Consider the following 18263-nt stretch of genomic DNA (forward strand, 5'->3'; position numbering starts at 1 on the left):
TGTATTATTACTTGTATGCACCAGTGGTGCTCCCCAGCAACATGGTCTGCACAATTGGCGAAATGACTTTTTGCCATTCATACACAGCTGCGTTGGTTACATAAATCGTGTCATCAGGCTTGATAGCGATCTGCCGTGCGTAGAATACAGCTGCCGGATCACGCATGTTTAAACGCAGGACGGTGGGTTTATTATTCGTGCCGCTCCCCATGCGGAATATGAATACACCTTCTGGGTTGGCATTGGCCTCGCGTAGCCCGCCCACACTACCCAGAGCATCAAGCAGGCTAGTATTCTGGCTTGGGAGATCCTTCAAGCCTGGCTCACCCACTGCGCCCATTGCTACAAATCGCTGGCGCGCACGGTCCAGCACTACTTCCGAGTTTGGTCGTAGCACCATGTTATTGCCCGCCAATACGTCCTCATAGTTGAACTGCTGTACTTGGCTACCATTGCGTACAGTCACGTTAACCAGATGCGGCTCCATTACCGGCCCCCCTGCTTGGTTAACGGCATCCAACAGAGTCAGTGGACCTTGCAGGGTGCTGAAGCGACCCGGGCTCTTTACTGCGCCGGCAACCAGCACCGATCCTGACAGGTCGCCTACCAGCTCGACATGAGTCTGGACGTCAGTGGTGATGCCTTTGAGCTGACGCCGAATCATGTTCTCGACATCATTGAGCGTCATGCCTGCAACAAATTGGCGACCTACATAAGGCAGCGACAGCATGCCATTAGCATCAATGCGCGACTTCAACTGGGTGCCCCCAGTCGCCAGTGGGGCAAACAGGGCAGAGCCTTCGGGTGCGGTATCTGCAATCAGCACATTCAGCGTATCGCCCGGCGCCAGGCGCACTTCCGGCGACAGCGGCTTGGTGATGCTTGCCAGGGCAGGGCGTGGGGCACCGGCCATGTACGGTCCGATGGTGCTGGCGTTGATGTCGACGAGGTTGTACGTCTCGTTCTTGCTTTCGATTTCTCCCTTGTAGGGGCCTGCGCCCGACAAGGTGCCACCGCAGCCCGCTAGGCCCAAGGTCGCCAGGGCCAATGCTGCCAATTTCAGGTTGAACGTCTTGGAGACAGCCAGGGATTTAATCACGATGATCCTCGATCGAAGCCAGAATGAAGCGGGTGATGCCGTACACCATCAGCAGGCCAAGCAGGATGGTTGCCAGGTTGTACAAGCGCTCCGGGTACAGGGCGAGTTGCGGGGTATTGGGGCTGACCACGGTGACCAGCGTGCGGATCTTCTTACTGGCCTCGATGCGGGCGTTGTCCAGCGCAGCGACGGCGGTCTTGTAGGTTTCTTCGGCGATGCCGGCGTCGAGCATCAGTTGCTGATAGCGCGAGGCGACCACGTTGAGTTGTGAGCCCTGTGGCGAGGAGACGAGCAGGCGTTTTTCCTTGGCCAGTTGCTGGGTGATGGCTTCGACCTTCTGCTTCTGCTGGCGGATCTGCGGGGCGTCGGCGCGTAGCTTGAAGGACATCTCGGTGAGCGCGGCTTGTTCGGCGGTGTACTGCCCTTCTAAGTTGGCGATGATGGTCGCGCGACTCTGAGCAGTATTGCCGCCGTCGAGCACCTTGTTCTCGTTCTGGAAGTTCAGCAGCTGGGTCTTGCGCTTGGAGTAGTTCACGCGTGCGGTTTCCAGCTCGCCTTGGGCGAACTTCATCTGCTCACGGGCGATATTGTGGCTGACTTCGTTCACGAAGTGCTCGCTGGCCTGGAGGATCACGCGCAGCATCTGCTCGGACAGCTCAGGCGTGAACGCCTGGACTTCGACGCGCAGCAGGCCAGTGGTTTCGTCGTAGTGGGCCGAGACCATGCGCTGGTAGTACTCGAGCAGATCTTCGCGTGGAGCGTCCTTGTCGAGCCAGAAGAACATGTCGCGGCTCTGGTCAGCGTACTGCTCGATCCAGTGCACGCGGTCTTCGAGCAGCAGCATCATGTCCATCGAGGTGATGTACTCGCGCAGGTAGAGGGTCTCTTCCCGCGAGGCCGGATTGGTGCCGGTCAACAGGGTCGCAAGCCCCGGCACTTGGGCGGCCGGGTTGGTGCCATCCTGGCGGACCACCACCTGGGCGGAGCTGACATAACGATCGATGGCGAAGATGCCGTAGTAGATGGCCGCAAGGACCATTGGCACGACGACCATGGCGATCGCCAGGCCCCAGCCCTTGTGTTTACCCGTACTGCTCATAGTGTGATGCATCCTTGATGTGGAACGGTGCTGCGAAGCGGTAATGGTGTGATCAGTTGTTGTAGGCCTTGATGCCTTCGGCGACGTCGTCATAGACCTGGATGCCGCCGTCACGCACCAGCAGGACGATGTCGCAGAGCTTCTCGATCTCCGGCATGGAGTGGGAAACGAGCACGACATTGGATTTCTGCAGTTTTTCCTTGAACACTGCGGCGCACTTGCGCTTGAACTGCGCATCGCCCACCGACATCACTTCGTCGATCAGGTAGTAGTCGAAGTCGAACGCCATGCTCAGGCCGAAGGCCACCCGCGAGCGCATGCCCGAGGAGTAGGTCTTGATCGGCTCGTCTATCCAGTCGCCGATCTCGGCGAACTCCTGCACGTAGCGGACCTTCTCGCGCATGGCGTCGCCGGTGGCGCCGTAGATGTGGCAGACGAACTTGATGTTGTCGCGACCGGTCATGCTGCCCTGGAAGCCACCGGTCAGGCCTACCGGCCAGGAGATGCTGCGGTCGGTGACGATGGTGCCGGAGTCAGGCACATCGGCGCCGCCGAGCAGGCGCATCAGGGTCGACTTGCCGGCGCCATTGCGGCCGATCAGGCCGATGTTCTTGCCGGGCGGAATGGCCAGCGACAGGTTGCGAAAGACATAACGCCGCCCCTTGGGCGTGAGGTACGACTTGGTGACGTTTCTGAGCTCGAACACGTGGGGCCTGTAGTTAACCGTTCTTGGTGGAAATCAGGTGCATCCTGCGGGCGCGATAGGCGCCGAGGGAGAGGAACAGCAATGCCAAGGTGAAGGCGATCACATAGGTTTCGGACACGCCATCGACCGGGGTGTAGTGGGGCAGTACCTCGGCGCGGATCAGTTCGAGGATGTGCAGGAAGGGGTTGAGCAGCAGCACGGGCATCATCGCTTGGGGCAGGTAGGCTGCAGGGATGAGCACGCCGGAGACAAAATACAGGGGGAAAAAAGCCATGCGGATGATGATTTTCAGGCTCGGTAGAGCATGGGTAATGAGGGCCAGAAGCATCCCCAAGCCAAAGGCGAACAGCAGGCCGAGGAACAGGTTGGCGACCCATTGCAGTGGGCTGTGCACCGACATGTCGAAGCCGAACCAGGCGAAGCCGAACACAAGGATGGCGTAGACCGTGGCAGCGATGCAGGTTTCCACGATGACGCGGGCGACGTAGGTGTCCAGGGGCTTGATCTGTTTGTAACCGAACAGCGAGCGGTTTTCTCGCAAGCTGTCCATTAGGCGCAGGGCGGTGTTGCGGTAGAGCAGGAAGGGGGCCATGCCGACCAGGACGAATACCGGGTATTCGACCCCTGAGACGGTGCGCCCGCGCAGCATGGCGAATAGTAGTGAGAAGACCAACAAGTGGCAGATGGGTTCGATCAGCATCCAGACCGCCCCCATACGACGGTCACCGAAGCGGGCACGGGCTTCACGCAGGACCAAGGCGAAAATGACCGATTTTTGGATCTGGAAAGAGGAGCGAGGCTTCAAGATGTTTACCGCAAAGCAAAGCAGCGCGCCTAGGCACGCCGGGGTTCATCTTCAGGAAAGACCCGCTTCCAACTTGCGTATGGCTAGGGAGGATCTCGGAGACTTCCATGTTCTAAGACGCTCGAGAGTAAGCTCAGTAGGGTATAAGCGTCAAGGCTAGGACATGGATCTGCCAGAAAGTTCCACTGGATTAGAAGGATTTGTGACTAGTGTCCTTTAACAATCTCCCTATGCATAGATCGCTATATTTTTGCAAGTATCGTATGTCGGATTTTTTGTGAGTGATGGCTGTCAGAATTTCATGTGTGGAACCAGCCTCAGTATGTGGGGCTGCTCTTCGCAGCCCGCTCCTACGGAACCATGCTGATCACGAATGTGGTGATCTGCAGGGCATGTGAGAACGGGTTTGCCCGTGATGAGGTTGACTTGACTGACATGTGGGGGGACAAGAGCCCCGGTTAGCCAGGGCAAACTGCTCTAGGCCCGGCCCTACGAGATATTCACACCTTCAACACCAACTTCCCAAAATTCTCCCCACTGAACAACCTGAGCAACGTCTCAGGAAACGTCTCCAACCCCTCCACCACATCCTCCTTGCTCTTCACCTGCCCGCTGGCCAACCAACCGGCGATCTCCCGTGCAGCCTTCCCATACTCCTTGGCATGGTCGAACACCACGAACCCTTCCATGCGCGCACGGTTGACCAGTAACGACAGGTAGTTGGCCGGCCCCTTAACCGCCTCTTTGTTGTTGTACTGGCTGATAGCCCCGCAGATGACCACGCGGGCCTTGAGGTTCAGGCGGGTGAGCACGGCATCGAGGATATCGCCGCCGACATTGTCGAAGTACACATCGACCCCCTGGGGGCATTCACGCTTGAGGCCGGCGAGCACGTCTTCGGCCTTGTAGTCGATGACGCCATCGAAGCCCAGTTCGTCCTTGAGGTACTGGCATTTCTGCTGGCCACCGGCGATGCCGACCACGCGGCAACCCTTGAGCTTGGCGATCTGCCCGGCGATGCTGCCGACCGCGCCGGCGGCGCCGGAGATGACCACGGTTTCGCCGGCCTTGGGCTGGCCGACCTCGAGCAGGGCGAAGTAGGCGGTCATGCCGGTCATGCCCAGGGCGGAGAGGTAGCGGGGCAGGGGGGCGAGCTTTGGGTCGATCTTGTGCAGGCCCTGGGCGTCACCGGTGTAGTAGTCCTGCACGCCCAGCAGGCCGCTGACGTGATCGCCAGGCTCCAAGCCAGGGTGCCGGGAGGCGATCACTTCGCCCACGCCCAGGGCGCGCATTACCTCGCCGAGGGCGACAGGTTGAATGTAGGACTTGCCTTCGTTCATCCAGCCGCGCATGGCCGGGTCCAGGGAGAGGTACAGGTTCTTCACCAGCACCTGGCCGTCGGCAGGGTCGGTGGTAGGGACCTGTTCATAGGTGAAGTCGTCCCGGCGCACGGCACCGACCGGACGTTTGGCGAGCAGGAAGCGGCGGTTGGTCTGGGGCATTGGGGGTTCCCTTTGGTTGGGGGAGGCAGTGCCGGCCGATTTGCAGGCGGCTTGCGTGTGAAGTAGGCCATCACTGGCAACGCAATTCACGGTGGCAGACTCCATTAGATAGCCCGCCCTCGCCCTTGGATCAAGTTCCACAGTCCCCGCAAATACACCCCGATCCACCTGGTTGATCCTGCTGCCCAGCGTACGCCGCTCCTGTCTAGACTCCCTCCACCCCTACGAATCCTTTAAGGAGCCAGCAATGAGCATGAGGTTTTCCGGCCAGGTCGCCCTGGTCACCGGTGGTGCGGCGGGCATTGGCCGGGCGACGGCGTTGGCGTTCGCCGCCGAGGGCCTGAAGGTGGTGGTGGCCGACCGCGATGCGGTGGGCGGCGAGGCGACGGTGGCGCTGATTCGCGAGGCGGGTGGCCAGGCGTTGTTCGTCGCCTGCGACGTGACCTGCGAGGGCGAGGTGCGCCAACTGCATGAGCGGGCCATCGAGGCCTTCGGGCGCCTGGACTATGCCTTCAACAATGCCGGCATCGAGATCGAGCAGGGGCGGTTGGCGGAGGGGAGCGAGGCACAGTTCGACGCCATCATGGGCGTCAACGTCAAGGGCGTGTGGTTGTGCATGAAATACCAGCTCCCGCTGATGCTGGCGCAGGGCGGCGGGGTGATCGTCAACACCGCCTCGGTGGCGGGGCTGTCGGCGGCGCCGAAGATGAGCATCTACAGCGCCTCCAAGCATGCGGTGATCGGCCTGACCAAGTCGGCAGCCGTCGAATATGCCAAGAAGGGCATCCGGGTCAATGCGGTATGCCCAGCGGTGATCGACACCGACATGTTCCGCCGGGCCTATGAGGCCGACCCGCGCAAGGCCGAGTTCGCCGCAGCGATGCACCCGGTCGGGCGTATCGGCAAGGTCGAGGAGATCGCCAGTGCGGTGCTCTACCTGTGCAGCGACGGCGCCGCCTTCACCACAGGCCACGCGCTGACCGTCGATGGCGGTGCCTTGGCGATCTGAATGGTCTACCAGCGGCTTTCGATGTGGCCTGCGAGGAAGATATCGCGGCGCGCCAGGCGCCCGATGTCCTGGTGCTTGGCGATGGCGTACACCCGGTCGAACGCGGCCCGTTCGACCTGGGGGAAATACGTGGCGAGTGCCTGCTCCACCTTGGCGTCGTAGTCCGCTTCGGTGATGTAGCGGTAGATTTCGTGGTAGTAGAGGAAGCCGAGCTGGAACCCCAGGGTTTCGTTGGGGAAGTCCGTCGGTTTGCAGAAGCTGTTCTCCAGGTCGATGGCCATGGGCTGGGCGCGTTCGTCGAGCGGCAGCATCACGTTAGCGGCCCAGAGGTCCATGTGGGTGATGCCTTGCGCCTGCAGCGCATGCAGCAATTCAAAGGCTGCCTCGAGCACGCGGTCGAGGGCCGCCGGGTTCTGGCGGATCAAGGTCAGCCCGTCGACATGGCCTTCCAGCAATTGGGTGATGAGAAACAGGTCTTGCACCAGGCCCAGCTTCGAGCGGCTGTAGCCGTAACCGACCAAGTTGGGCACCCGTGCGCCGCGCCTGGAGGCTTCGCAGGTATTGATCAGCTCTTCCAGAGTCCAGTCGTAGAGGCCGCTGCGCTTGGGCGTGCCCCGCTGCACGCGCCATTTCTTCTTCAACGAATCCAGCTGTTCGCGCTTGGTGAACAGCGCGCTCTGGGCGCAGCCCAACGGTGCGCTGACACGCTTGGCGCCCGGGCGCTGTTCGATCAGTTGCTCGATGGCGGCACGAGTATGGGGGGTAAGCGGGGCTTGGAAATGCAGCGTGGTGCGGCGGTGTTTCAGGGTGTAGGGGTATTCGCCGGCGAGAAGATGAATGCTACGGACCACGCTGCCTTATTCCTAGTGATATCAAAGTGACATTGTTATTTCCTTGAAATATTACAGTTATTTAATAAATTTCCTACAGATTTTTACGTATTTTCACACTTGCGAAGCGGCGAGTTCCTCCAAGTGCTGTTGACGCATCCGCCGCAACAGGGCGCTTGCGACCAGCAGGCAGCCGATGAGCAGCGCCACGCCGAATACCACCAGCGCCATGCGTGGTCCCAGTCGGTCGTTCAACCACCCGGTCACGATCACCGGCAGGCTGAATCCGAGGTAGGCCAGCAGGAAGAATCCGGCGCTGGCGCGGGTTTTTTCGCTGCTGGCCAATTGGTTCACCGCAGCCAGCCCTCCGAGGTAGATGAAGCCGTAGCAGGCGCTGCTGGCAGCCACCGCGCCCAGCAGCACCGCGGCCAGGTGCCCGCCGGCGGCGCCCCAGGCCAGCACGGCATAGCTGCAGGGCAGGATCGCCAGGCCCAGCAGGGTGGCGTGGGCATTGGGCAGGCGACGGGCCATGGGCTGGAACAACAGGCCGCAACTGATCACGCAGAAGGTGGAGAAGCCCGACCAGGCACTGAGCGCGTGCTGGCGCAGGATGCCTGGCAACAGGGCAATGACCAGGCCGACGCAGGCCCAGGCCAGGAGGATGGCAAAACCGTAGGCAAGGCTGCCGGCCGGGTAGCAGGGCAGGCGCAGCATGGCGCTGCGTTGGGCCGGGCGTGGATCGGGCAGGCGCCACACCAACACCAGGGCGACGGTGGCGAGCAGCAACTGCAGGTGGAAGCTGGCCGGTGCCAGGGTGGGGCCGGCCAGCAGGCACAGGCTGGTCAGTGCAGCACCCAGGCCAAAGCCCAGGGAGGTGCTGGCGGTCACCCAGTTGGCGGCGCGGCCGATATCGCCGCCGGCCATCAGTTCGCCCATGTAGGCGGTGGCGGTGGCTGTCGCCATCCCGGTGCCCAGGCCCAGGACCAGGCGCGCCAGGCCGAGGGTTTCCAGCCCTGGGGCGAGCAGGAGCAGGGAGGTGGCGATCATCGACAGGCACAGGGCGGCGAGGATCAACGGCCGGCGCCCGACGCGGTCGGCCAGGCCACCCAGGGCGATCAGCACAGGCAGTACGCCCAGCACATAGCTGGAGAAGGCCGTCGCAGTGGCCGCCGCGCCACGGCCGGAAAGGTCTGCATAGGCGATGTACAGGGGCGCGGGCAGGTTCACAGCCAGGGTGATCAGGCACAGGGCGAAGGCCAGGCGGGCCGGGGCGGAGCGGGTGGGCATGGGGGAATCCTTCTTGAGGGCGCGAAGCGGCCCCGGAGGGCAACCGAACGTCTTGGGCTCGTGAGCACAACAGTGGGCCTGGCCCCCTTGACCAACAAGGCACACTCCCAGCCCATTTGTGATTAACTGTTCTGTCAAAACAACCGAACACCTGACGATGAACATCCACCTCGACCGCCACGCTGCCACCCCCCTGGTGCAACAACTGACCGACCAGCTGCAAGCCTGGATCACCCGGCAACGCCTGCGCCCCGGCACCCGCTTGCCGTCGATCCGCACCCTGGCGCGCAACCTGGCCGTCAGCCCGTCCTGCGTGATCGAGGCCTACGACCGGCTGGTCGCCAGCGGCTGGCTGGAGGCGCGCCATGGCACGGGGTTCTTCGTCGCCGAGCGCAAGCCGGGCCTGGAGCAGGATCAGGCACAAGCCTGGGGCGAGGCGGTGGATGGCAGTTGGCGGCAGTTTCGCGAGGGCCATGACGAACTGCTCAAGCTGGGCTGTGGCTGGCTCCCCAGCGCCTGGCGGGCCGGCGACGAGCTGGCCCAGGCCATTCGCCAGGTCAGCCGTAGCCACCCCGAAGCGCTGTTCGACTACTGCCCACCTCTGGGCCTGGCCAGCCTGCGCCTGCAACTGCACAAGCGCCTGGCGCGCCTGGACATCCCCGCCGGTACGGAGCGCATCCTCACCACCCAGGGGGCCAGCCATGCCCTCGACCTGCTGGTGCGCACCCTGTTGCGTCCGGGCGATGCGGTACTGGTGGAAAGCCCCGGCTACTACAACCTGTTCAACCTGCTGCGCCAGCACCAGGTGCGCATGCTGCCGGTACCGCGCACCCCCAGCGGGCCGGACCTGAACGCACTGCAGCGCCTGCTGGCCGAGCACCGCCCGCGCTGCCTGTTCGTCAACAGCCTCTACCACAACCCGACTGGCACCAGCCTCACGCCCAAGGTCGCCTATCGCCTGCTGGAACTGGCCCGGGAGCATGACCTGAGGATCGTCGAGGACGATATCTACGCCGACTTCCAGGACGGCCCGGCAACACGCCTGGCGACCCTCGACAGCGAGCAACGGGTGATCTACATGGCCAGCTTCTCCAAGACCCTGAGCAGCGCCCTGCGGGTCGGCTACCTGGTGGCCGACCCGGCGCTGGTCGCGCGCCTGGCGGAGCTGAAGATGGTCACCGGCATCGGTACCTCGCGCTTCGCCGAGCAGGTGGTGGGGCAGATGCTCGCCAATGGCAGCTACCGCAAGAGCATGCAGCGCCTGCGGCTACGCCTGGGGCAGCACATGGCCAAGCTGCTTGGGCAACTGGAGGCCTACGGCTGGGAGGTGTTCTGCGAGCCCTATGGGGGCATGTTCGTCTGGGCGCGTGCACCTAGCCTCGACTATGCCCGCCTGGAGCGGATCGCCCTGGACAACGCCGTGCTGCTGACGCCGGGCAGCGCCTTCGATCACCAGGGGGCGTCGAGCGACTGGCTGCGCATCAATGTCGCCTATGGGCAGGATGTGCGTGCCCAGGCGTTCTTCCGGCATGCAGGGCGACCTTCAGCCTGCTGAAAACGACACAGGCATAGCTATTTGACATCATTGTGGCGGCTGGGCCTTGTGAGCAGGGCGCGCCTGTTGCCATTCTTGGCCTGAAAAAGGGCTGCTCTGCAGCCCCCATCGGCATACATGCGACTGGCAGGGGGAATCGGTGATGCGGGCGACCAAGCACGGTGTTCTGGCCAACCTGGGCATGGCCCGCAAGCTGGGCCTGGGTTTCGCCCTGGTGCTGTTGCTGACCCTGGCGGTGGCGGCCATCGGCGTCGTGGCGCTGCAGGGAGTGGGCCAGCGTTTCGACGGGTTGCGCCAGATGAGCCAGTTCAACACCGACCTGCTCAGGCTGCGCCAGCACGAACAGGCCTTCGCCCTGCGCTCGGACATCAAGGAGGCCGACGCCCTGCGCAGCGGCCTGCAGGGCCTGCTCGAGCGCGCCCGCGGCGTGCCGGCGCTGGCGGCGGCGCAAGCGGACCTGCAAGCCTATGGCCAGGCTTTCGAGGCCTTCGTCGAGGCGGTGCAGGGCAAGGAGCTGGCGCTGGACATGGCCAGTTGGTCGGTGTCCAGCGTGGCCAACAACCTCGATGTGCTGCAAGCGGGCCTGGCCGACGATGGCACCTATACCTTGCAGCAGTCCCAGGGCCAGGAGGGGGGCGAGTTTCTCGAGCAGGCCGCGCAGGTGGCCCAGGTCTCGCGCCTGATGCTGCAGGCCATGGACGAGGCGCGGGTGCGCCTGGAGCAAGGGCGCAAGGGCGAGGAGGCGGTCAACGAGGGGCGCATCGCCCAGACCGTCGAGGCCGCGACCCTGGTCGACCAGCTCAAGGCGGCGGTCAGCGATGCCGGCTACCAGAGCGTGCTCGGCGAAGTGGCCGGGCATATCGCCAGTTTTTCCGACAAGCTCAACGAATACACCGACCTGTTGGCCAAGGAGCAGGGCCTCAAGGCGCAGTTGCAGGCGCGCGCCGGGCAGGTCACGGCACGGGTCGACCAGGCCTACGCCACCCAGGAGCAGGCCATGCAGGGCGAGCTGGGCCGCAACACCCTGGCCATCGTCCTGGCCACGGCGCTGGCCTTGCTGGTGGGGGTATTGGCGGCCTGGTTGATCACCCGGGCGGTGGTCGGGCCGCTCAAGCGGGTGATCGACCGCGCCCGGCGCATTGCCGCCGGTGACCTGGCCATCGACGGTGAGGTGGCGCGCCGTGACGAGGTGGGCCAACTGATGCAGGCCATGCAGCAGATGGCAGCGGGGTTGTCGGGCATCGTCAGTGGCCTGCAGCATGGCATCGAGCAACTGGCCGGCAGTGCCCAGGCGCTGTCGGCGGTGACCGAGCAGACCAACCGTGAGGTGGGCAGCCAGAAGGAGGAGACCGAGCAGGTGGCCACCGCCATGCAACAGATGACCGCCACCGTGCACGATGTGGCGCGCAATGCCGAAGAGGCCGCCCAGGCTGCGCAGAGTGCCGACGACAAGGTCGGCTCCGGCCAGCAGGTGGTACGCCAGAGCATGCAGCGTATCGAGCAGTTGGCGGCGGCGGCGGAAACCGCGAGTGCCGGGATCGACAGCCTCAGCGCCGAGATCCACACCATTGGCGATGTGCTCGACGTGATCAAGAGCGTGGCCGAGCAGACCAACCTGCTGGCGCTCAATGCGGCCATCGAAGCGGCCCGGGCCGGTGAGCAGGGGCGTGGTTTCGCGGTGGTGGCCGATGAAGTGCGCGCCTTGGCCCGGCGTACCCGGCAGTCCACCGAGGAAATCGAGCGCCTGGTCGCCAGCCTGCGCGGCAATGCTCAGCAGTCGGTGGCGCAGATCCGTGGCAGCACCGAGCTGGTGCGCCTGGCGGTGGCCGATGTGCTGCATACCGAGAGCGCCCTGGGCAGCATTGCCGCGGCGGTTTCGTTGATCCAGCAGATGAACCAGCAGATCGCCGCAGCGGCCGAGCAGCAGAGTTCGGTGGCCGAAGAGATCAGCCGCAGCGTCACGCAGATTCGCGGCAGTGCCGATCAGGCGGCGTTGGCCATGCAGGGCAATGCCCGGTCGAGCGTGGCGCTGGCGCAGTTGGGAGATGAGCTGAAGGGGATGGTGGGGCATTTCCGGTTGTGAGTTGCCTGCGTTGGCTGGTTGGGGCTGGCCAATGCTGGGGCTGCTTTGCAGCCCATCGCCGGCAAGCCGGCTCCCACAAGTTCTCTGCATGACGCATGATACGTGAGCACCTCGGGCTCTGTGGGAAGCCGGCTTGCCGGCGATGGGGCGCGAAGCGGCCCCAAGGTTTCCCGCTGGCTTCGAAATAGTGCGGAGCCAGCCCCATCGATCAAGCCCTGCGCGGGCTCAGGATCAGCAAGGTCAACACCCCCGCCACGATCCCCCAGAACGCCGACCCGATCGAAAACAACGTGAACCCCGATGCCGTGACCATGAAGGTGATCAACGCCGCCTCACGCTCGCGGGCCTCGCCCATGGCCACGCTCAGCCCGTTCATGATCGAGCCGAACAGCGCCAGCGCAGCGATCGACAGCACCAGCTCCTTGGGCAAGGCGGCGAACAGCGCCGCCAGGGTGGCGCCGAACACCCCGGCGATGCCATAGAAGATCCCGCACCACACCGCCGCGGTATACCGCTTGCCTGGGTCTTCATGGGCATGCGGCCCGGTGCAGATCGCCGCGCTGATCGCCGCCAGGTTCACCCCGTGCGAGCCGAACGGCGCCAGCAACAGCGAGGCCAGGCCAGTGGCCGAGATCAGCGGCGAAGCCGGCACCTGGTAGCCATCGGCACGCAGCACCGCGACGCCGGGCATGTTCTGCGAGGTCATGGCCACCACGAACAGCGGGATGCCGATGCTGATGGTCGCCGCCAGGGAGAAGCTCGGCGTGGTCCACACCGGCCTGGCCACTTCCAGGTGGAAATCGCTGAAGTCCAGCAGCCCGAGGGCGCCGGACAGGGCGGTGCCCACCAGCAGCGCGGCGAGCACGCAATAGCGCGGCGACAGGCGCTTGACCAGCAGGTAGCTGAAGAACATGCCCAGCACCAGCACGGTGCGGTGCTGGGCCGCGACGAAGATCTCGCTGCCGATCTTGAACAGGATCCCAGCCAGCAGCGCCGAGGCCAGCGACGCGGGGATGCGCCTGACCAGGCGCTCGAAGCTGCCGGTCAGGCCGCAGATCAGCACCAGTACGGCGCAGGTGATGTAGGCGCCGATGGCTTCGCCATAGCTGACCCCGCCGAGGCTGGTGATCAGCAGTGCGGCGCCGGGCGTCGACCAGGCCACGGTGACCGGCGTGCGGTAGCGCAGCGACAGGCCGATGCTGCACACCGCCATGCCGATCGACAGGGCCCAGATCCACGAGGAAATCTGCGCGCTGGTCAAGCCGGCCGCCTGGCCCGCCTGGAACATCAGCACCAGCGAGCTGGTGTAGCCGGTGAGCATGGCGATGAAGCCGGCGACCACCGCCGACGGGGAACTGTCTGCCAGGGGGCGCAGGCGCGCGGAGGTGGCATCGGTCATGGGAAAGTCCTTGTAACTATGTAAGCGTTTTTTTCAGACTACCCTGCCAAGGCTCGATCCTTGCGATACAGCGACCATTGCTTTTAACCGTACAGTCGCCAACCATTGGGCTCGAACCGGCAACTGCATGCGAGGGGGAGGGGTGATGTACAAGGTCTACGGGGATTACCTGTCGGGCAACTGCTACAAGGTCAAGCTGATGCTCCATCTGCTCGACCGTCCGTATGAATGGCAGGCGGTGGACATTCTCAAGGGCCAGACCGAGACGCCCGAGTTCCTGGCCATGAACCCCAACGGCAAGGTGCCGGTGCTGCAACTGGAGGACGGCACCTGCCTGTGGGAATCCAACGCCATTCTCAACTTCCTGGCCGATGGCAGTGCCTTCCTGCCGAGCGAGCCGCGCCTGCGTACCCAGGTGCTGCAGTGGCAGTTCTTCGAGCAGTACAGCCACGAGCCGTACATTGCCGTGGCGCGTTTCATCCAGTTCTACCTGGGGCTGCCGCAGGAGCGGCTGGAGGAGTACAAAGGTCTGCACAAGGGCGGCTACAAGGCGCTCAAGGTGATGGAGAAGCAGTTGCAGATGACGCCCTATCTGGTGGGTGAGCAGTATTCGATCGCCGACGTGGCGCTGTATGCCTATACCCATGTGGCGCATCAGGGGGGCTTCGACCTGGGGCCATATCCGGCGGTGAAGGCCTGGCTGGCGCGGGTGGCGAGCCATCCGCGGCATGTGCCGATGGGGGAGTGAGGGGCAGGGCCGCTTCGCGCCCCATCGCCGGCAAGCCGGCTCCCACACGGATCAGCGGTGCTCACAAATGATGTGCCAGGCGCAGAACCCTGTGGGAGCCGGCTTGCCGGCGATGGGCTGCAAGGCAGCCCCAAGATGACAAGGCACTGCGTGCCTGACGGGATCGAGGCCGCAGCAGGCGACCGAAAAGCCAGTCTCAGATCGCCGAGAACCGCTTGTCCAGGTAGGCGATGATGTCGTTGGATTCATACATCCAGGTCACCTTGCCGTCGTCTTCCTCGATCCGCAGGCACGGCACTTTCACCCGACCGCCGCCTTCGAGCAGGGCCTGGCGATGCAGCGGGTCGTTCTTCGCGTCGCGCAGGGTCACCGGCACGTTGAGGCGGTGCAGGGCGCGGCGGGTCTTGACGCAGAATGGGCAGGCATGGAACTGGTACAGCGCCAGGCCCTTGGCCTGCTGCTCGACACGCGCCTGGGCCGCCGCGTCGCGCTTGCGCTTGGCCGGGCGGCTGATCCAGTCGCCGAACACGATGAGCTGGCCGAGGCCGACCCGCAGGGCTTTGACGATCATGGGCAACTCCTGGGCAAAAGAAAAAGCCGACCCGCGAAGGGTCGGCCCGGGGTCACAGGCCGATCACTTGATCAGGCTGAGGAACTCGCTGCGGGTGGCGGCGTTCTCGCGGAACTCGCCGAGCATCACCGAGGTGATCATGGTCGAGTTCTGCTTCTCGACACCGCGCATCATCATGCACATGTGCTTGGCCTCGATGACCACCGCCACGCCGGCGGCGCCGGTGACCTGCTCCACGGCCTCGGCGATCTGGCGGCTGAGGTTCTCCTGGATCTGCAGGCGGCGGGCGAACATGTCGACGATCCGCGCCACCTTCGACAGGCCCAGGACCTTGCCCTTGGGCAGGTAGGCGACGTGGGCCTTGCCGATGAATGGCAGCATGTGGTGTTCGCACATCGAATAGAGCTCGATGTCCCGGACCAGCACCATCTCGCTGTTGTCGGAGCTGAACAGCGCGCCGTTGGTGACTTCTTCCAGGGTTTGCTCATAACCGCGGCAAAGGTACTTCATGGCCTTTGCGGCCCGCTTGGGCGTGTCGAGCAGGCCCTCACGGGAGACGTCCTCGCCGAGCTGGCTGAGGATCTCGGTGTAGTTCTGTTCCAGGGACATGGATCTACCTGTGGGAATAATCGCAAAGGCGAAGGGTACGGCGGCGAGGGCGGCGCTGCAAGCGCGGCGTCACTCGTCGCGGCCTTCGAGCATGGTGCGCTTGAGCATCACGTACACGGCGCCGGTGCCGCCATGGCGGGCCTGGCAGGAGGTGAAGCCGAGCACTTGCGGGTGCTGGCGCAGCCAGGTGTTGACGTGGCTCTTGATCATCGGCCGCTTGCCGTCCAGGCGCGCGGCCTTGCCGTGGGTGACGCGCACGCAGCGCACTTCCAGCCGGGTGGCTTCGGCGATGAAGTCCCAGAGGGTCTCGCGGGCCTTTTCCACGGTCATACCGTGCAGGTCGAGGCTGCCCTCGAAGGGGATCTGGCCGAGCTTGAGCTTGCGGATCTGGCTTTCCTGCACGCCGTCGCGGCGCCACATCAGTTCGTCTTCGGCACCGACGTCGATGACGAACTGGTCGGACAGGCCATCGACCACCAGCGGCTGGTCGCTGCGCAGCGTCGCGGCCTGGCGCAGGCTGGCCATCTGCTTGCGGTCGGGCTTGGGCTTGCCGACATCGGCACGGTCGTGCTTGATCGGTTTCACGCCGCGCATCTCGGAGTGGAACAGGGAAAAATCGTCGTCTTGCATGATGCCTCCACGTGGGCGGCGTAGTTTACGCGACTGTGGGCGGGCGTACAGCCTGTGGCGGCCTATTCGCGGGTGGCTTCGGTGTCACCGCATTGAGGCGCGAAGCGGCCCTGGAACCTCAGTCGTGTTTCTTCATCAGATGCGGCGCCAGGTTCAGTTCTCGGCTGCGGCGCAGGCGAATGCGGCTGCGTCGCCAGAAGCGCACGCCGACATACAGCAGAAGCAACCCGACCACGGCCAGGGTGACGGCCAGCGGCCGGTTGGCATTGAGTTCAGCCAGGGCTTCGTAGTTGCCCAGCAGGCCGGCGATGCCGGCCATGGCCAGGAGCACACCCAGCGTGGCCAGCAGGGCGGACAGGCCGGCAGCCAGGCGTGCACCCCAGTTGCGCGGTTCGCGCGGGCGCAGGCGCTTGGCATCGAGACTGTCGCGGAGCTTCATTACGGTTTCCTCGGGATCTTGCGTCGCTGATCCAGAATTCGACCTGAAGCCGGCCGGCAGGTTCCGCCCGGCCGCCGGGCGGTCGTCGCGGTCAGATCAGGCTGGCGGTCGGGGCGACGCAGGCGAAGTTGTCGGCCATCACGGCCATTTCGCACTGGTGGATCTGCGCGGCCGGGATGACCGTGTCCTTGAACGCCAGGTCGCGGGTGGTGGAGGCATCCTCGACCAGGGTGCAGCGGTAGCCATAGTCCTTGGCCCGGCGCACGGTGGTGCTGACGCTGGAATGGCTCATGAAGCCGCAGACGATCAGGTCCAGGTGGCCCAGCTCCTGCAGCGTCTCGTGCAGCTTGGTGTTCTTGAAGGCGTTGGGCATGCGTTTTTCGATGATGATCTCACCTTCGTGCGGCTCCAGGCCGGGAATGAATTCACCGCGGCTGCCCTGGGGGTCGAACAGGCCGCCGACGGTGCCCAGGTGGCGGACGTGGATGATCGGACGACCGGCGCTGCGCGCGGCGTCGAGCAACCGGGCGATGTTGGCCACGGCCTCGTCCATGCCCGACAGCGCCAGGGGACCGCTCAGGTACTCCTTCTGCGCATCGATGATGATCAGGCTGGCTTGGCCCAGCTTGGCCGGCGGGTAGTCGCGGCCGCTGAGGCGGAACATCGTGGTTGGAACAGACATCAAGGGCTCCTTTGGATAGGGCTTTTGTGCCCCTATTCTCCCTTGCCTCGTCGCCAATGTGAATGGTTGACATCGCAGGCGGCATGGTTACTGGCCTCTGGCCGGCAAATGGCGAACCCGGGGGAACATTTGCGCGGGTGGGCTGTTAGACTTTTGTCCTGTCTGAAAAGGAGTCCCCCGTGATCACATCCCGCCTGCGCACCCTGCGCGACCATATCCGCTGGGCGGTCAGCCGCTTCCATGAGCACGAGCTGTTCTTCGGCCACGGTGCCGACAACGCCTGGGACGAGGCCCGCCTGCTGGTGCTGGGTGCCGTGCACCTGCCCTGGGAAGTGGCCGACAGCTACCTGGACTGCCAGCTCGAGGATGACGAGCGGGTGCGCCTGCAGCACCTGCTCAAGCGCCGTATCGAGGATCGGGTGCCGACCGCCTACCTGCTGGGCGAGGCCTGGTTCTGCGGCATGTCGTTCCTGGTCGACGAGCGCGTGCTGGTGCCCCGTTCACCGATCGGCGAGCTGATCGAGAAACGTTTCGAACCCTGGCTGGCGGCTGAGCCTGCGCGGATCCTCGACCTGTGCACTGGCTCTGGGTGCATCGGCATCGTCGCCGCCGACGTGTTTACCGAAGCCGAGGTGGTGCTGGCCGACCTGTCCTACGATGCCCTGGAGGTGGCCAACCAGAACATCGAGCGGCATGGCCTGGAGGCGCGTGTCTACACCGTGCAGGGCGATGGTTTCGCCGGGTTGCCGGGGCAGCGTTTCGACCTGATCCTGTCCAACCCCCCCTATGTCGATGCCGAGGATTTCGCCGACATGCCGGCCGAATACCACCATGAGCCCGAGTTGGGCCTGGCCTGTGGCAACGATGGCCTGGACCTGGTACGGCGCATGCTCGCCGAGGCGGCCGACCACCTGACCGAGAAGGGCCTGCTGATCGTCGAGGTGGGCAACAGCCAGGTGCATGTGGAGGCGCTGTATCCAGAGGTAGACTTCACCTGGCTGGAGTTCGAGCGCGGCGGGCATGGGGTGTTCATGCTCACGGCCGAGCAGTGCCGGCAGCATCAGGAGCTGTTCCAGGCGCGGGCCTGATCGGGGCAGGGGGCTGCTTTGCAGCCCATCGCTGGCAAGCCAGCTCCCACAAGTTACCCTGCAAAGCGAATCACCTGTGATCGACTCGGACCTGTGGGAGCTGGCTTGCCAGCGATGGGCCG

Annotated in this window: 18 protein-coding genes and 1 pseudogene; 6 read left to right on the forward strand and 13 right to left on the reverse strand. The window is 64.3% G+C overall.

Annotated elements, in window-relative coordinates; genetic code table 11:
* Positions 1-7: 7 nt before the first annotated feature.
* The 5 genes from NJF35_RS16730 to NJF35_RS16750 form a co-directional block, all read right to left on the reverse strand.
* The gene (locus NJF35_RS16730; protein WP_253091293.1) at positions 8-1099 is read right to left on the reverse strand and encodes a polysaccharide biosynthesis/export family protein; all 1092 of its coding nucleotides are present in this window, start codon (positions 1097-1099) and stop codon (positions 8-10) included.
* Positions 1092-2198, reverse strand: a complete 1107-nt coding sequence (locus tag NJF35_RS16735) for an ABC transporter permease (protein ID WP_253091294.1) — start codon at positions 2196-2198, stop codon at positions 1092-1094. The genes NJF35_RS16730 and NJF35_RS16735 overlap by 8 nt, the downstream gene beginning before the upstream one ends.
* 52 nt (positions 2199-2250) lie before the next feature.
* On the reverse strand, positions 2251-2904 hold the full coding sequence (locus NJF35_RS16740) for an ABC transporter ATP-binding protein (protein ID WP_225790932.1): 654 nt from the start codon (positions 2902-2904) through the stop codon (positions 2251-2253).
* Between the two features lie 13 nt (positions 2905-2917).
* Positions 2918-3709, reverse strand: coding sequence for an ABC transporter permease (locus NJF35_RS16745; RefSeq protein ID WP_253091295.1), 792 nt, complete (start codon positions 3707-3709; stop codon positions 2918-2920).
* 500 nt (positions 3710-4209) lie between these two features.
* Positions 4210-5211, reverse strand: a complete 1002-nt coding sequence (locus tag NJF35_RS16750; RefSeq protein ID WP_253091296.1) for an NADP-dependent oxidoreductase — start codon at positions 5209-5211, stop codon at positions 4210-4212.
* A 247-nt stretch (positions 5212-5458) separates the two neighbouring features.
* Between NJF35_RS16750 and NJF35_RS16755 the strand changes: the two genes are divergently transcribed.
* Positions 5459-6220, forward strand: a complete 762-nt coding sequence (locus NJF35_RS16755) for an SDR family oxidoreductase (protein ID WP_253091297.1) — start codon at positions 5459-5461, stop codon at positions 6218-6220.
* A gap of 5 nt (positions 6221-6225) precedes the next feature.
* Here NJF35_RS16755 and NJF35_RS16760 read toward each other — a convergent pair whose 3' ends face one another.
* Both NJF35_RS16760 and NJF35_RS16765 read right to left on the reverse strand, forming a co-directional pair.
* Positions 6226-7071 (reverse strand): lipopolysaccharide kinase InaA family protein, encoded by an 846-nt coding sequence (locus NJF35_RS16760; protein ID WP_253081478.1) that lies wholly within the window; start codon positions 7069-7071, stop codon positions 6226-6228.
* A gap of 93 nt (positions 7072-7164) precedes the next feature.
* A complete protein-coding gene (locus tag NJF35_RS16765; protein ID WP_225787144.1) occupies positions 7165-8337 on the reverse strand; it encodes an MFS transporter in 1173 nt (390 codons plus the stop codon).
* 157 nt (positions 8338-8494) lie between these two features.
* Here NJF35_RS16765 and NJF35_RS16770 point away from each other — a divergent pair, with 157 nt between their 5' ends.
* The 3 genes and pseudogenes from NJF35_RS16770 (at position 8495) to NJF35_RS24915 (ending at position 11975) form a co-directional block, all read left to right on the forward strand.
* Positions 8495-9892 carry a PLP-dependent aminotransferase family protein gene (locus tag NJF35_RS16770; protein ID WP_253091298.1) on the forward strand — a complete coding sequence of 466 codons (1398 nt, stop codon included), beginning with the start codon at positions 8495-8497 and terminating at the stop codon, positions 9890-9892.
* Positions 9893-10889: 997 nt separating this feature from the next.
* Positions 10890-11066: pseudogene (locus NJF35_RS24910) on the forward strand (HAMP domain-containing protein); the annotation flags it as partial.
* Positions 11067-11270: 204 nt separating this feature from the next.
* The gene (locus tag NJF35_RS24915; RefSeq protein WP_410900303.1) at positions 11271-11975 is read left to right on the forward strand and encodes a methyl-accepting chemotaxis protein; all 705 of its coding nucleotides are present in this window, start codon (positions 11271-11273) and stop codon (positions 11973-11975) included.
* 208 nt (positions 11976-12183) lie between these two features.
* On the opposite strand, the gene NJF35_RS16780 is transcribed toward NJF35_RS24915, so the two are convergent.
* Positions 12184-13374, reverse strand: coding sequence for a benzoate/H(+) symporter BenE family transporter (locus NJF35_RS16780; protein ID WP_225787141.1), 1191 nt, complete (start codon positions 13372-13374; stop codon positions 12184-12186).
* Between the two features lie 145 nt (positions 13375-13519).
* Between NJF35_RS16780 and NJF35_RS16785 the strand changes: the two genes are divergently transcribed.
* Positions 13520-14122, forward strand: a complete 603-nt coding sequence (locus tag NJF35_RS16785) for a glutathione S-transferase family protein (protein ID WP_225787140.1) — start codon at positions 13520-13522, stop codon at positions 14120-14122.
* A 196-nt stretch (positions 14123-14318) separates the two neighbouring features.
* Here the strand turns inward: NJF35_RS16785 and NJF35_RS16790 are convergent, their stop codons facing one another.
* The 5 genes from NJF35_RS16790 to NJF35_RS16810 form a co-directional block, all read right to left on the reverse strand.
* Positions 14319-14693 carry a glutaredoxin family protein gene (locus NJF35_RS16790; RefSeq protein ID WP_253091300.1) on the reverse strand — a complete coding sequence of 125 codons (375 nt, stop codon included), beginning with the start codon at positions 14691-14693 and terminating at the stop codon, positions 14319-14321.
* A 63-nt stretch (positions 14694-14756) separates the two neighbouring features.
* Positions 14757-15302: a GTP cyclohydrolase I FolE gene (gene folE, locus NJF35_RS16795; RefSeq protein ID WP_225787138.1), complete on the reverse strand. Its 546-nt coding sequence runs from the start codon at positions 15300-15302 to the stop codon at positions 14757-14759.
* Positions 15303-15371: 69 nt separating this feature from the next.
* Positions 15372-15932: a Smr/MutS family protein gene (locus NJF35_RS16800; protein ID WP_253091301.1), complete on the reverse strand. Its 561-nt coding sequence runs from the start codon at positions 15930-15932 to the stop codon at positions 15372-15374.
* A 118-nt stretch (positions 15933-16050) separates the two neighbouring features.
* The gene (locus NJF35_RS16805; protein WP_225787136.1) at positions 16051-16371 is read right to left on the reverse strand and encodes a hypothetical protein; all 321 of its coding nucleotides are present in this window, start codon (positions 16369-16371) and stop codon (positions 16051-16053) included.
* A 91-nt stretch (positions 16372-16462) separates the two neighbouring features.
* Positions 16463-17053, reverse strand: coding sequence for a cysteine hydrolase family protein (locus tag NJF35_RS16810; protein WP_225787135.1), 591 nt, complete (start codon positions 17051-17053; stop codon positions 16463-16465).
* A 179-nt stretch (positions 17054-17232) separates the two neighbouring features.
* Between NJF35_RS16810 and prmB the strand changes: the two genes are divergently transcribed.
* Positions 17233-18141, forward strand: a complete 909-nt coding sequence (gene prmB / locus NJF35_RS16815; RefSeq protein ID WP_253091302.1) for a 50S ribosomal protein L3 N(5)-glutamine methyltransferase — start codon at positions 17233-17235, stop codon at positions 18139-18141.
* Positions 18142-18263: the final 122 nt, after the last annotated feature.

Source organism: Pseudomonas guariconensis (genome assembly GCF_024127895.1).
GTDB classification, from domain to species: domain Bacteria; phylum Pseudomonadota; class Gammaproteobacteria; order Pseudomonadales; family Pseudomonadaceae; genus Aquipseudomonas; species Aquipseudomonas guariconensis_B.

What these genes read in the sequence shown, in the direction of transcription:
- NJF35_RS16805 (WP_225787136.1), bottom strand. Translation starts at nt 16,371, where the DNA reads ATGAAGCTCCGCGACAGTCTCGATGCCAAGCGCCTGCGCCCGCGCGAA.
- NJF35_RS16765 (WP_225787144.1), bottom strand. Translation starts at nt 8,337, where the DNA reads ATGCCCACCCGCTCCGCCCCGGCCCGCCTGGCCTTCGCCCTGTGCCTG.
- NJF35_RS16780 (WP_225787141.1), bottom strand. Translation starts at nt 13,374, where the DNA reads ATGACCGATGCCACCTCCGCGCGCCTGCGCCCCCTGGCAGACAGTTCC.
- NJF35_RS16755 (WP_253091297.1), top strand. Translation starts at nt 5,459, where the DNA reads ATGAGCATGAGGTTTTCCGGCCAGGTCGCCCTGGTCACCGGTGGTGCG.
- NJF35_RS16735 (WP_253091294.1), bottom strand. Translation starts at nt 2,198, where the DNA reads ATGAGCAGTACGGGTAAACACAAGGGCTGGGGCCTGGCGATCGCCATG.
- NJF35_RS16770 (WP_253091298.1), top strand. Translation starts at nt 8,495, where the DNA reads ATGAACATCCACCTCGACCGCCACGCTGCCACCCCCCTGGTGCAACAA.
- NJF35_RS24915 (WP_410900303.1), top strand. Translation starts at nt 11,271, where the DNA reads ATGACCGCCACCGTGCACGATGTGGCGCGCAATGCCGAAGAGGCCGCC.
- NJF35_RS16750 (WP_253091296.1), bottom strand. Translation starts at nt 5,211, where the DNA reads ATGCCCCAGACCAACCGCCGCTTCCTGCTCGCCAAACGTCCGGTCGGT.
- NJF35_RS16810 (WP_225787135.1), bottom strand. Translation starts at nt 17,053, where the DNA reads ATGTCTGTTCCAACCACGATGTTCCGCCTCAGCGGCCGCGACTACCCG.
- folE (WP_225787138.1), bottom strand. Translation starts at nt 15,302, where the DNA reads ATGTCCCTGGAACAGAACTACACCGAGATCCTCAGCCAGCTCGGCGAG.
- NJF35_RS16790 (WP_253091300.1), bottom strand. Translation starts at nt 14,693, where the DNA reads ATGATCGTCAAAGCCCTGCGGGTCGGCCTCGGCCAGCTCATCGTGTTC.
- NJF35_RS16785 (WP_225787140.1), top strand. Translation starts at nt 13,520, where the DNA reads ATGTACAAGGTCTACGGGGATTACCTGTCGGGCAACTGCTACAAGGTC.
- NJF35_RS16800 (WP_253091301.1), bottom strand. Translation starts at nt 15,932, where the DNA reads ATGCAAGACGACGATTTTTCCCTGTTCCACTCCGAGATGCGCGGCGTG.